We start from the raw sequence: 13,131 nt of genomic DNA, 5'->3' as shown, positions 1-13,131 counted from the left end.
CCAATTAGCCTTTTAGTGTTTGCGCAGGTCAGGCGGTTGTAGTGAGACCTCGACGCCGACTGGTATGAACGCGTCTATGCGCGCGATGCTGCGGTGCAGCAACGTAATCTCTCATTAAGTGAGAGATTTTTGCGTATAGTTTGATTAGTGAGTATTGAACCTGGGCGGATTCCGGCCTTTCTGACCAACGTCAATGTCGGGCTGCTGCGTGCCGAGGATCGTGTTTTCGAGGCGATGTTGGATGGCTGGCGTGCGCAGATGCTGGCGCGCGGCCTGTCGACGTCGTACATCAAAAGCTCGTGCGGGACAGTCCAGCGGTTCCAGGAGCACGCCAATGAGTATCCGTGGACGTGGACGGCCCATCATGTGGACGAGTTCCTGGCGGACCGGCGCAGCTCAGAGAAGGGTCTGGCGCTGTCGACGCTGAGGGCTAATTCCGGGGCTATCAGGGCGTTTTGCTCCTACCTGACGGACGGGCGTTACGGCTGGGCGTCGTTCTGCGAACGGGTCTTTTCAGACATTCCGGTGCAGGTGGTCTTCGAGTGGAACTCACCCCGTCATACGACCGATGATGCCGTGCCGGCGCGGCGCCGGGCCTTCACTCGGACCGAACTGCAGACCTTCTTTGACGCCGCAGATGACCTGGTCGACACCGAGTTCGCCAAGGGTTCAAAGCGTTGGCTGCCGGCGCTGAGGGACTCGACGGCGTTCAAGGTCGCTTACGCCTACGGGCTGCGCCGGCGTGAACTGGTGATGCTCGAGTACGTCGATTTCGGCCCGAACCCGCACGTCGAGCAGTTCGGCCGTTTCGGGGCGCTCCAGGTGCGCTGGGCCAAGGGAACCAAGGGCTCAGGGCCCCGGCGCCGGACCGTGCTCACCGTCCCGGAATTCGACTGGGTGGTGGGGCTCCTCGAGTACTGGCTCTCCCCTGACGGCCGCAAGCGATTCCCGACCGCTGACCGGTCCGCCAGTCTCTGGCCGTCGGAGCGCTCAGGCTCGACTGTTTACCGCAACTTCGACCGTTCTTTCCAGCGGGTGCGGAAGATCGCCGGGCTCCCGGAAGAACTGACCCTGCACACGCTGAGGCACTCCTACGTGACGCACCTGATTGAAGCCGGTTACGACCCGCTGTTTATCCAGCAGCAAGTCGGACACAACTACTCCTCCACCACGGCCCTCTATACTTCCGTGTCGGCGGACTTCAAACAGAAGACCATCCAGAAAATGATCGCCCAGCGGCTACGCACGGGCGACGGCGAGGGGAACAGCCATGGCTGAACAGCGACGGATCGGCTACCGCTGGAACCTCCGGCAGCTCATGGCCCAACGAAACCTCTGGAAAACCACCGAGCTGCTCCCCCTGCTCAAGGCCCGGGGCATCAACCTCTCCAACGCCCAGGTCCACCGGCTCGTCACTGGAACACCCGAGCGCATTCCCGCCCAGACCTTCGCCGCCCTCTGCGACATCCTCGAGTGCACGCCCAACGACCTGTTCGAGCCCTTCGTGCAGATGCGCGCCGCCAAGACCGCGAACGCCCCAAAGCGGCCAGAAGACCTGGGCATCACTCCCGGTGCGCCAATTGCCCGCCGGATCCGGGTTCTGCCACCGGACGAAGATGACTAGGCCCCGTAAAGCCGGCGACCCCGCAAAATGGCCTGAAGCCTGCGCCCGCTGCGCCGAACACCATCAAATCGCAGTTCGCTGGCCCGACGGCGGAATCTGCGGCTACTGCTACCAACAGGCCAAAAGAACTCGCGGCAGCTGCGCCTGCGGCCACGAGGGAGTCTTGCCCGGCCGCGTCGACACCCTGCCGGCCTGCCGGAAATGCTCCGGCGTCCACCTCAACGTCGACTGCATCTCATGCGGCAAAGAAGACGAACTACACTCAGGCAACCGATGCTGGTCATGCATCCTTGCCCTGACCGTTGACCGGATCCTCAGCACGCCGGACAACCGGCCGCCCTCCCCCGAACTCCGGGCAGTTGGAACCGCTCTGAAGTCCATGAAACGCGCCAACAGCGGACTCACCTGGATCCAGCAACCACACGTCACCGAATTCCTCCAACAACTCGCCACCGAGCCTGCGATTACCCACGCCCGCCTCGACCAACTCCCGGCATCACGCACCCGCGAATACGTCCGCGGACTCATGGTCGAACACAATGCACTGCCGCGACGAGATGAACTCAGTGCAAAGTTTAGCGACTGGGCCGAGCAGGCCCTCGACCGGATCACCAGCCCCAGCCACCGCGACATCACCCGCCGATACATCCGCTGGCACCACCAGCGCCGCATGAATCAGATGGACGAAGTCACCCGAGGAACGTTCCTGCGGGCCAAACAAGCAGTCACCGTCGCCATCGACCTGCAGAACTGGCTCAGCGAACAAGGCATCGAACTCGCCGAAGTGAACCAGGCACACCTGGACCGATGGCAGGCAGAAGGCCCCACGACGCGAGGCATCGCATCACGATTCCTCGACTGGGCAATCAGGACCAACCTCATCGATCCCTCCCTGAAACTGCAGCCCCACCGCCGCGGCACCAGCCCGCGGCTCGACGCCGCCGCCCAGACTGAACTCGTCACCAATCTCAGCCGCACTGCCGACATGAACCCGAGAGACCGCGCAGCAGCCATTCTCATCCTGGTCTTCGGCCAGCAAGTCTCGGACATCGCCAAACTGACCTGGGACAACGTCACCGTGACAGAGGAACTCGTCACCATTACCCTCGGAACCGTCAAAATCGCACTTACGCCACCGCTCGACGAGCCCTGGCGCGAACTCGCAGCCACCCCAACCCATCACCAAACAGCAGCGCACCCCAAAAGCAACTGGGTATTCCGCGGCGGCTCACCCGGCCAGCACATCCAAGCCTCAACCCTCACCCAACGACTGAGCACGGCCTTCAGCAGTCGCGCAGCCAGGCTCGGAACCCTCCACGAACTCACCAAACTCGCCCCCGTGGCCATCATCGCCGAAGCCCTCGGCTACTCCCCGGCCACAATCGACCGCCACGCCATCGATTCGTCAGCCAACTACGCCCAATACATAAATTCGCTCAGCACGACCAAAGGTCATGTCCACCGGCCGTCTGCCAGATCAGACCAAAAGTCAACGCGGTGAGTCGGAGTCTTCAGATCTGAGTCCCGAAAAAACTCGGCAGCGAAGTATGCAGCTAGATCGCTGCCGTAATAGATCACGTCGGTTTGGTGCACGGAAAAACAGGACTTCCTGCCGGCGCCGGCGCGCCAGGGAGATACCGGTGTGAGTAAATCGGAATCAACGTCGGCACTAGCCGCATCTGCTCGCGCGCTACCTGCAAAGCCGCAGCCGTTTCACTTGGCCTTTCGCCCCATTCATCAGGCCAGAAAGCATTCTGCTCAACGCCAAACAGGGCTCCCTCCAGTGGCCAGTTGAGCCGCTGCCGAATCTCGTCAGGCTCCCCCAACGAATCAACCCATCCAGGGCCCATCGGCGTCGCCAGACTCAACAGCCCCACATGATCAGGGCTGAATCTGAAGCCGAAGTGTTGCTCGACCTCGGCGACCTCGGCATTAGTTAGACCCGGACCCAACGGAATACGCGCCTCGTAAAGCGTTTCAATGGCTGCCTCAACGATAGAAGTCACGCCAGAATCATGTCACCGAATCGTCCCACATCAACACGTCCCGCTGCCAGTGAAACCACGGGAGTAGAAGTAGCTGCTAGGACTCCAATTCCCTGAAGAATTGGGCGTTTCCAAACGTCACCTGCCATGCCTCAGGCGATGTCCTCGCTGCCTGAACTGGTCGCGCACGGAAGCTTACGTAAACTGGTGGCCACGGCGTCAACGAGAAGCAGGTGCAGCATTGAGGGAAAAAGACGTGGTCGAGGCATCCGGCAGCCTCCGGCTGGCCGCTGGTGAGCTCGCCGAACTCAGTGGCCGGCTTGACCGGCCCTCCGGAAGCGGCCAGGTCTTGGGCGCCCTGATGGACACGCAGCGCTCCATTGAGCATGTGCTGCGTGAACTCGCCCAATGGCACCAGGGCGCCATGCCGGGAGTCCACTTCGCGGAACACCACGACGAAAGCGTCTCCGGCGTCTCCCTAGTGGTTGAACAGCTCGACCTTGCGGTCCAGCAGGCGGCAGCGATGCAGGAGACACTCAGTCTGGCTTACGAAGGCAGCGGCGCTGTGCGCTGGTTCGATGAAGAGCAGGAGTCATCAGCCCAACCGGTTCTTCCGAGCTGATTCCGAGCTAGACGTGCACTGATAGTCATCGCCCTGTCCGGACCAGCACCAGTCATGCATCAGACCACTCCGGGGTTCTGTGCATCAGTGCAAAACGGTACTGGTGTTCCTGCCGCGCAACTCGTCCCACACGAACACGTCCCGCTACCAGTTTAGGAGAGTCCGTGGAAGTGGCTCTCAAGCCCCGACATAGGCAGCCAGATGCTTGCCGGTCAGTGTCGCTTTGCCTGCCACCAGCTCGGCCGGAGTTCCAGCGAAAACTATCTTGCCGCCGTCGTGCCCGGCGCCGGGTCCGAGGTCGATGATCCAGTCGGCGTGAGCCATGACCGCCTGATGGTGCTCGATCACAATGACCGACTTTCCGGACTCGACCAGACGATCCAGCATGCCCAGCAGGTTCTGGACGTCAGCCAGGTGCAGGCCCGTTGTGGGCTCGTCCAGGATGTAGATCTCGCCCTTCTCCGACATTTGCGTGGCAAGCTTCAGCCGTTGCCGCTCACCACCGGACAACGTGGTCAACGGCTGGCCCAGTGTCAGATAGCCGAGTCCGACGTCGGCGAGGCGGTCCAGGATTTTGTGGGCGGCAGGCGTGCGCGCGTCGCCGTCGCTGAAGAAAACCTCAGCTTCGTTCACAGACATTGCAAGCACTTCTGCAATATTGCGCCCACCCAGCTTGTATTCAAGAACCGATGCCTGAAAGCGCTTTCCCTCGCATTCTTCGCAGGTGGATTCCACGGTGGCCATGACGCCCAGATCCGTGTAGATAATGCCCGCACCGTTGCAGGTGGGGCACGCGCCTTCGGAGTTCGAACTGAAGAGTGCCGGCTTCACGCCGTTTTCCTTGGCGAATGCCTTCCGGATCGGCTCGAGAAGACCGGTGTAGGTGGCAGGGTTGCTCCTGCGGGAACCCCGGATGGCACCTTGGTCAATCACCAGCACGCCATCACGTTTGGCGACTGAACCGTGAACCAGTGAGCTCTTCCCGGAGCCGGCAACGCCGGTCAGGACGCACAGAACGCCCAAGGGAATGTCCACATCCACATTCTTAAGGTTATTGGTGGCGGCGCCCCGCACTTCCAACTGACCGGTCGCTGTCCGGACCTGGGTCTTGAGTGACGCACGGTCATCAAGGTGGCGCCCGGTGATGGTGCCGCTCCCCCGCAGTCCGTCCAGGTCCCCTTCGAAGCAGACTGCGCCGCCACCGCTTCCAGCGCCCGGGCCGAGGTCGATGATGTGGTCCGCGATGGCGATGGTTTCCGGCTTGTGCTCGACCACAAGAACGGTGTTTCCTTTGTCCCGCAGCTGGAGCAGCAGCTGGTTCATGCGCTCGATGTCGTGCGGGTGCAGCCCGATGGTAGGTTCGTCGAACACATAGGTGATGTCGGTCAAGGACGAGCCGAGATGGCGGATCATCTTGGTGCGCTGGGCCTCTCCCCCGGACAGCGTCCCCGCAGGTCGGTCGAGAGACAGGTAGCCCAGGCCAATGTCGGCAAAGGAGTCCAGAAGATGCTGGAGGCCCTTGAGCAGCGGTGCCACTGAGGGCTCATCCAGTTGGCGGATCCAATCGGTGAGGTCGCTGATCTGCATGGTGCAGACATCGGCAATGCTCTTGCCCTTGATCTTGGAAGACCGGGCCTCCGGACTCAGCCTGGTGCCCTCACACTCGGGACACGTGGTGAACGTGATCGCCCGCTCAACAAAAGCCCGGACGTGGGGTTGCAAGGCATCGACGTCTTTGGAAAGCATCGATTTCTGGATCTTGGGAATGACGCCCTCGTAGGTCAGGTTGATTCCCTCCACCTTGACCTTGGTGGGCTCCCGGTAGAGGAGATCGTGGAGTTCCTTCTTGGTGAACTTGGCGATCGGCTTGTCCATGTTGAAGTAGCCGGTGCCGCTGAAGATGCGTCCGTACCAGCCGTCCATGCTGTAGCCGGGGATGGTAAGGGCGCCTTCGCTGAGCGATTTGCTGTCATCGTAAAGCGCAGTCAGATCGAAGTCGCTGACTGATCCCATGCCTTCGCAGCGCGAGCACATCCCACCCAGCCGGTTGAAGGTGGCCTTCTCGGTCTTGGTCTTCCCCTCGCCGCGCTCCACGGTGATTGCTCCGCTGGCCTTCACCGTGGGGACATTGAAGGAATAAGCGTTCGGGGACCCAATGTGTGGCTGGCCGAGGCGGCTGAACAGAATACGAAGCATGGCGTTTGCGTCCGTGGCGGTCCCTACCGTCGAGCGGGGGTTGGAACCCATCCGCTCCTGGTCGACGATGATCGCCGTCGTGAGTCCTTCCAGCACGTCCACGTCGGGCCGTGACAGGGACGGCATGAATCCTTGGACAAAGGCGCTGTAGGTCTCGTTGATCATCCGCTGCGACTCGGCTGCAATGGTGGCAAAAACAAGCGAACTCTTGCCGGACCCCGACACCCCAGTGAACACGGTGAGCCGACGTTTCGGGATTTCGATGCTGACGTTTTTGAGGTTGTTCTCACGTGCGCCCTGAACCCGGATGAGGTCGTGGGTATCGGCAACGTGCAGCGCAGGAGATTGTGTATCCGAACCGGCAGCAATAGTCATGGTTTCTCCGTCCCTTGGGCGGCGCTGCCCAACAGTCCCCCGTCGGCGTCGCCTGGCTCTGGTTGACCACCCTCGGTCAATACGATTGATTCTGCCATTGTCTTCCCGGCTTTACTCACTAAGAATGAAGCATGCCGGTATACATGAGGTCCCTCGAAACCGCCGTTCCGCCAACCATCCTTGTCCAGCAGCAAGCCCGTGAGGTTTTCGCCTCCCAACCTGGGTTGACGCGCCTGGGAACCCGGCTCGTCACGACGTGTTTTGATTCGGCCGCCATCGATACGCGCTTCACGGCCGTGGAAGAGCTGAGCCTCGACGCGCATCCTGAAAACCCGAAGTTCTTCGACCCACGCACCAACAAGGTCTTGAGCCCGAGCACCAAAGTCCGCAACGAAATTTTTGCCACCGAAGCCACCAAACTGTTCATCGAGGCTGGCAAAACAGCGGTGGCCCATGCTCAAGGCGTGGATCTTGATGACATCACGCATGTGATCACGGTGTCCTGTACGGGATTCTTCAATCCCGGTCCCGACTACAAGGTGGTCAGGGCCTTGGGCCTGAATCCGGCGGTGCAGCGTTACCACCTTGGGTTCATGGGCTGTTATGCGGCCTTCCCGGCCATGAAAGCTGCAAAGCAGTTCTGCGTGGCGGATCCTGCAGCGGTGGTCCTGGTGATTTGTGTGGAACTTTGTTCCCTCCACGTCAGGACATCCAATGATCCGGACACCATCATGGGCTCCGCCATTTTCGGAGACGGCGCGGCCGCGGCAATCATCACCGCCAAGGAACCCGAGGGTGACGAACCGGTGATTCGCCTGGATCACTTCGAAACAGTGCTGACGCCGGTTGGCGAGGAAGCCATGGCATGGAACATCGGCGACGAGGGATTTGAAATGGTCCTCGGCTCTTACGTGCCGCACATTATCGAGGAACACATCACAGGTGCATTGGAGCCCCTGCTGGCCAAGGAGCCCGAGCTCGCAGGCGTGCCCTACCGGGACATCGCCCACTGGGCCATCCATCCCGGCGGACGGAGCATCCTGGACAAGGTTGAGTCAAAGCTGGAACTGACCCAGGAGCAGCTGGTACCGGCCAGGGAGACGCTGCGGGAATTCGGCAACATGAGCAGTGCCACGGTCCTGTTCGTCCTGAAGTACATGCTGGGACAGGCCGCCAGTGAACGGGAAGAGCGGATCTGCTCCATGGCCTTCGGCCCCGGCCTCACGGTGGAGACCGGCCTTTTCACCCTGGTCTCCCCCGCTCTGTGAGTCCTTGGGGGTCCCTGAGCGAGAGGGACCTTGTCAGCATCGAGGACATGGACGACCCCGACTGTGACCCACTGCTGCTCAACAGGACATATGCTCGGTTTCCCGTGGTCAACAGGCTCCTTTCGCGATGGCGGCGGACCTATGAACGCCGCCTCCGTCCGCTCTTGGCCGAAACCGGGCGCGCGACATTGCTGGACATTGGAAGTGGCAGTGGTGACGTGGCCCGCAGCCTGGGCCGGTGGGCGCGGCGGGATGGCTTCGTGTTGGAAGTGACTGCGATAGATCCGGACTCCCGGGCCCATGCTTTTGCGACTGGCTTAAACCCCGTGGAGGGAGTGTCATACCGAAAGGCTCACAGCTCAGAGCTGGTTGCGGAAGGAGCGGCTTTCGACGTCGTAATTTCCAACCATATCCTTCACCACCTGGACTCAGGGCAGTTCGCTGGAGTCCTGCGCGATTCCGAATTGCTCGCCGGGCGTCTAGTTCTTCACAATGACTTGGCACGGAGCAACGTCTCCTACCTTCTGTTCATGGCGGGCTTCTGGCCCTTGGGGTGGGGTTCCTACATTGTGAAAGACGGCCTGCTGTCCATCAGGCGCAGTTACACATTGCCGGAACTAAGATCCGTCATACCGCCCGGCTGGCGGGCTGAGCGAAACGGCCCTTGGCACAACATGCTCATCCACGAGCACCGCGGATCGGGGAAGCAGGATCGTGCTTGACGTCGTCGTTGTTGGAGCGGGTCCAGTAGGCCTCTTCATGGGCTTGCGGCTACTCCAGGGTGGCCACAGGGTCCGTATCCTCGAACGCCGGAACAGCAGAAGCATGCGCTCACGCGCGATCGGAATCCATCCACCGGCCCTTGCGGAGTTGGCATGCGCCGGCGTTGCACACGAGCTTGTTTCCGCCGGAGTCCATATCACGAAGGGTGTCGCCTACAGCCGGCGGCGCAAAGTTGCCGAACTGCCCTTCGCCAGCGATCCCGCCTATCCGTTCATCCTGGCAGTCCCCCAGACCATCACCGAGAAGGTCTTGGAGGACGCCGTGCTCCGACTGGATGGATCCGCGATTGCCCGGGGTATCGAGGTCCTGGAGGTCTGCGACGAAGGCGCCAACGTGCGTGTCGTTGCCCTTTCAAAGGAGGGCAACCAGGAGTTAACCGCGCAGCTGGCGATCGTTGCGGATGGGGCCCACTCTTCCCTCCGATGCCGCTTCGCCCCAAACGTTTCTCCAAGGAGCTACCCGGACGCGTACCTCATGGGCGACTTCCCCGACAGCACCGGCCATGGCGCAGATGCGGTGCTCTATCTGGAACCCGCTGGAATTGTCGAGTCCTTTCCGCTGCCCGGAGGCGTCCGGAGATGGGTGGTACGGCTTGGTGCACCAGCCAGAGGCGCGACGGCGGATGGTCTGGCCAGGTTGGTCGAGTCACGAACGGGTGAGGTACTGGAGCCGGCGGGCAATACGATGCTCAGTGCCTTTGAGGTGCAGTCGCGGTTGCTTCCACGGATGGTCCACGGGCGGGTGGTGATGCTCGGAGACGCCGCCCACGAGATCAGCCCCATCGGCGGGCAGGGCATGAACCTGGGGTGGCTGGACGCAGCGGCCCTGTCGCCGATCATCGACGCCTCCTTGGCAGGAACAGACGTTGGGGCGCTGCTGCAGGACTTTGAGAAGACCCGGAGGAAGGCTGCGGTCCGCGCGTCGCGGCAGGCCGGCCTGAACATGGCCTTGGGCAGACCACTTCCGCCGGCCGCCATGACAGTGAGGAACAGACTCTTCGCCGGCCTGCTGGGGATGCCTGGTGTTACGCAGCTCGTGGAGCGGCGCTTCACCATGCGGTAGCTATTCGGGCACGGTGTAGTAGCAGTCGTAGGTGTCCTGGCTGATGATCAGGCCATCCCGCAGCTGGAAGACTGCTGTGCTCCGTGCGCGGATGGTGTCACCACGGTCCCAATGCGGAAGGTCCAGAAGCAGCGTGGCCGACCAGTTCATCTCCAGCACCACACGGTCATCCTGGCAGGTGGTGCGGACGACCTCAAAGCGTTGGTCGGCCACGATGTCCTGGCTGTCGTCAGCGCCCGACAGGGTTTCGGCAAGATTCCGGGTGGAGCCGGTCTTGGACAGGGCATGGGGCCATTCCGTGAGCTGGAAGTCCTCAGCCAGGAAAGGCCGCAGTTCGGCTGAGCCGCCGCCGGCTTCAACTGCCCGCACGAACGAGAGTACGTGCTCCAGAGGGGTGGGAGTGGTCATCCCATGAGCCTAGCCCACCGCCGTAGACGCTCGTGGCGATAGGCTCGATGCATGACGCATCAAACCCATCCCGGAGCCAAGAGTCCCGCTACGGACTTCAATCCCCTCCAAATCCGGGACGCCGTCCGAAGACTGTTGGACTCCGAAGAACTGCCCGGCATCGTCCAGGCGGGGCACCCGGTGCTGCGCCAGCTCGCCGCGCCGTATGACGGCCAGCTCGACGACGTCGAACTCCTGGCACTGATCGACCGGATGCGCGAGGCCATGCACGCAGCGCCGGGTGTTGGCCTGGCGGCTCCACAACTCGGTATTCCCCTGCAGCTGGCTGTCCTTGAGGACAAGTACGAGATCGATCCTGTCTCCGCTGAGGTGCGGCACAGGGAGCCACTGGACTTTTTCGCCATCGTTAATCCGACATACCGGCCCTTGGGTACGGAAACAGCGTCGTTCTATGAAGGATGCCTCTCAGTGAAGGGGTATCAGGCTGTGGTGGAACGGCACCGGAATGTTGAGTTGTCCTATGCCACGCCTTCCGGTGAGCCGGTAGAGGAATGGTTCTCGGGGTGGCAGGCTCGAATCGTCCAGCATGAAACCGACCATCTCCACGGTGTCCTGTACTTGGATAAGTCCGAGATCCGGTCCTTGGCCAGCAATGCCGAGCACACAGCACGTTGGGCTTCTCCGGACATCGACGGGGCGCGCAGGTCACTCGGTTTCCCCGGCTGAAGCCGTTGAGTGACCTGCCTCCTCAGGCCTCGGTCTGGTTCAAAGCACTTGGAAGATACTTTGCCCACCATCGAAGGATGTGCTCGAAGCGCTGGCGGCGATGGTGCGGCGTGCCGGATCGGGACAATTCGTGGTCCTCACCCGGGAACACCAGCAGGGCTGTGTCGACTTCCTGTGCCTTCAAGTGCGCGTAATAGCGCTGGCCTTGTTCGATGGGGCAGCGCAGATCATTTTCGCTGTGGACCACAAGCGTTGGCGTCCGGACATCCCCGACGACGGCCATCGGACTTTGGGCGTCCATATCCTCCCGGGTGGGTCCTGTGTACTCGTTGCCGAAGAACCAGCCGATGTCCGAGGAACCGGCAAAGCTGACGGGATCAAGGAATCCACGTTCCACGATCGCTGCTTTGAACCTGTGGTGGTGGGCGATGATCCACGCCGTCAAGTAGCCGCCATAGGAACCGCCCATGATGCCCACTTGCTCCGGGTCAAGGGCAGAATGGGCGGCCAGGGCTGCGTCCAGGAAGGAAAGCACATCCTGCATGTCCAGCGTGCCCATCTGGCCCTTGATGGCACGCCCATGGTCCTGTCCATAGCCTGAGGAACCGCGGGGGTTGCACATCACCACCGCGTATCCGGCCGCCGCGTAAACCTGGGCCTCGTCGAAGAAGGCTCCCGTGTATTGGGAGAAAGGGCCGCCGTGGATGGTGAGTAGGACCGGGTGTGGTCCGGGGCCTTCCGGCATCACCAGCCAGCCATGAACAGGGTGGCCGTCGCTTGATTCGGCCTCAAACTCCATCGGCTCAATGACTGTGGAGTTGTTCCGCAGGTTCCCGGAGAAGTCCGTCAGGAGGCGAAGTTCACCACGCTCCAAAGACGCCACATCCCCGACCGTGGAAGCATCGGAGAAGGTCACCGCGGTCTCCCCGTTGGCGGCAACAGAAGCTCCGATGACCACCCGCGCACCGTAGACGAGCGGAGTGATGGTGCCATCAGCAGTAACATCCAGGAGTTCGACACTGCCCAAGACGGTGTTCAGGACAAGGACGCTTGCCGGCCCGCTTGTTTCCAGCGGGCCCGAGACGTCCAGGTGTTCGACGTCGGTCAGTGCCACGGCCTCTCCCCCACCGGCCGGCATCGCGTAAAGTACTGAATTCCGCGCTACAAAATCCCTGCCGGTATCTCCGAGGTCCTGGGCGATGTAGAACAACCACCGGCCATCCTCCGAAGCCCTCACAGTGCTGACGGTCTGCTGCTTTCGGTTGACAGGTTCGACGGCGACCGGCTCGCCTCCCGCGGCTTCCACCCGGTAAACCGAGGTGACCAGATCGTCGTCGTGACCTTCATGAAGCGCAGCCACAAAATATAGGTGGGATCCATCAGCCGAGAAGGCGGGCGAAGTGTGGTCGGATTCGCCGAAAGTGAGCTGCCGTGAGGCGGGGAGACCAAGGCCTTCCGGCACGGGCTGCTCGTGGGCGGACCGGCCCCGGGGAGTCACTGCGGGCTCTCCACCGAGTTCGGGTACATCCACTACGAACAGTTGCTGCCGTTGGTCGGCGGTATAGCCGACGCCGTTCATCATGTACTGGTTGGCAACAACGTAGCGCGGGTCTTCGGCTCCCGGACCTACGCCATCGATCGTTCCATAATGTCCCTGTTCAGGGACCCTGGCCTGGAAGGCGATGCGGTGCGAGTCCGGCGCCCAGACGAAGCTATCGACGCCTGCGCGCTGGTTTGTGATTCTCTGCGGTTCGCCGCCCGCCGACTCCACGACGAACACTTGGGGTTTGCCGCCGGGATCGCTCCTGAGGAAGGCGAGCACCAGCCCGTCAGGTGAGAAGGCCGGAGACGTGTCCCTGAAACCCCGGGTAATGCGACGCGGGTATTTGCTGTTGTCCAAGGGGACCGACCAGAGCTGGCCAACGTAACTGTCGGCGTCGAAATCCGGCCTTGTGACTGATACCACCGCCTTCGTGCCGTCAGGGTGGATTGCCGGGGCGGACACGGAGTTCAACAGGGGCAGCTGCTCTGGTTTCACGATGGTGAGCCTAGCGGGGTGGCCTGCCCGGCGGCACCAGACAC

The 13,131-nt window shown here is 61.9% G+C and carries 12 protein-coding genes; 8 read left to right on the top strand and 4 right to left on the bottom strand.

All coding sequences use genetic code 11. From position 1 onward, the window contains the following. Positions 1 to 147: 147 nt before the first annotated feature. The 3 genes from N5P29_RS11255 to N5P29_RS11245 all read left to right on the top strand — a co-directional run bounded on the left by N5P29_RS11255 (position 148) and on the right by N5P29_RS11245 (position 3,125). Positions 148 to 1,278 (top strand): tyrosine-type recombinase/integrase, encoded by a 1,131-nt coding sequence (locus N5P29_RS11255; protein ID WP_262275066.1) that lies wholly within the window; start codon positions 148 to 150, stop codon positions 1,276 to 1,278. Next, entirely contained in the window at positions 1,271 to 1,624 is a 354-nt protein-coding gene (locus N5P29_RS11250) for a helix-turn-helix domain-containing protein (RefSeq protein WP_201433288.1), read from the top strand. Before N5P29_RS11255 ends, N5P29_RS11250 begins: the two co-directional genes overlap by 8 nt. Positions 1,625 to 1,787: 163 nt before the next feature. Further along, complete coding sequence (locus N5P29_RS11245; RefSeq protein ID WP_262275065.1) at positions 1,788 to 3,125, top strand: tyrosine-type recombinase/integrase; 1,338 nt, start codon at positions 1,788 to 1,790, stop codon at positions 3,123 to 3,125. Positions 3,126 to 3,198: 73 nt separating this feature from the next. Here the strand turns inward: N5P29_RS11245 and N5P29_RS11240 are convergent, their stop codons facing one another. Then, on the bottom strand, positions 3,199 to 3,630 hold the full coding sequence (locus tag N5P29_RS11240) for a hypothetical protein (protein ID WP_262275064.1): 432 nt from the start codon (positions 3,628 to 3,630) through the stop codon (positions 3,199 to 3,201). A 235-nt stretch (positions 3,631 to 3,865) separates the two neighbouring features. Between N5P29_RS11240 and N5P29_RS11235 the strand changes: the two genes are divergently transcribed. Next, a complete protein-coding gene (locus tag N5P29_RS11235) occupies positions 3,866 to 4,231 on the top strand; it encodes a hypothetical protein (protein WP_262275063.1) in 366 nt (121 codons plus the stop codon). A 177-nt stretch (positions 4,232 to 4,408) separates the two neighbouring features. On the opposite strand, the gene N5P29_RS11230 is transcribed toward N5P29_RS11235, so the two are convergent. Continuing rightward, positions 4,409 to 6,802: an ATP-binding cassette domain-containing protein gene (locus N5P29_RS11230; RefSeq protein WP_262275062.1), complete on the bottom strand. Its 2,394-nt coding sequence runs from the start codon at positions 6,800 to 6,802 to the stop codon at positions 4,409 to 4,411. 131 nt (positions 6,803 to 6,933) lie between these two features. On the opposite strand from N5P29_RS11230, the gene N5P29_RS11225 reads away from it, so the two are divergent. From N5P29_RS11225 to N5P29_RS11215, 3 genes are read left to right on the top strand one after another with little or no spacing between them, the layout of a single operon-like run. Further along, a complete protein-coding gene (locus tag N5P29_RS11225; RefSeq protein ID WP_262275061.1) occupies positions 6,934 to 8,070 on the top strand; it encodes a type III polyketide synthase in 1,137 nt (378 codons plus the stop codon). 47 nt (positions 8,071 to 8,117) lie between these two features. After that, positions 8,118 to 8,792 (top strand): class I SAM-dependent methyltransferase, encoded by a 675-nt coding sequence (locus tag N5P29_RS11220; protein WP_315973342.1) that lies wholly within the window; start codon positions 8,118 to 8,120, stop codon positions 8,790 to 8,792. Next, positions 8,785 to 9,915, top strand: a complete 1,131-nt coding sequence (locus N5P29_RS11215) for an FAD-dependent oxidoreductase (protein WP_262275059.1) — start codon at positions 8,785 to 8,787, stop codon at positions 9,913 to 9,915. The genes N5P29_RS11220 and N5P29_RS11215 overlap by 8 nt, the downstream gene beginning before the upstream one ends. Here N5P29_RS11215 and N5P29_RS11210 read toward each other — a convergent pair whose 3' ends face one another. After that, positions 9,916 to 10,323, bottom strand: coding sequence for a nuclear transport factor 2 family protein (locus tag N5P29_RS11210; RefSeq protein WP_262275058.1), 408 nt, complete (start codon positions 10,321 to 10,323; stop codon positions 9,916 to 9,918). Between the two features lie 51 nt (positions 10,324 to 10,374). On the opposite strand from N5P29_RS11210, the gene N5P29_RS11205 reads away from it, so the two are divergent. Beyond that, positions 10,375 to 11,049 (top strand): peptide deformylase, encoded by a 675-nt coding sequence (locus tag N5P29_RS11205; RefSeq protein ID WP_262275057.1) that lies wholly within the window; start codon positions 10,375 to 10,377, stop codon positions 11,047 to 11,049. Positions 11,050 to 11,071: 22 nt separating this feature from the next. Here the strand turns inward: N5P29_RS11205 and N5P29_RS11200 are convergent, their stop codons facing one another. Continuing rightward, positions 11,072 to 13,087, bottom strand: a complete 2,016-nt coding sequence (locus N5P29_RS11200) for a S9 family peptidase (RefSeq protein WP_262275056.1) — start codon at positions 13,085 to 13,087, stop codon at positions 11,072 to 11,074. Positions 13,088 to 13,131: the final 44 nt, after the last annotated feature.

This window comes from Paenarthrobacter sp. JL.01a (genome assembly GCF_025452095.1).
GTDB lineage: Bacteria > Actinomycetota > Actinomycetes > Actinomycetales > Micrococcaceae > Arthrobacter.
This window is presented reverse-complemented; position numbering and strand designations above follow the sequence as displayed.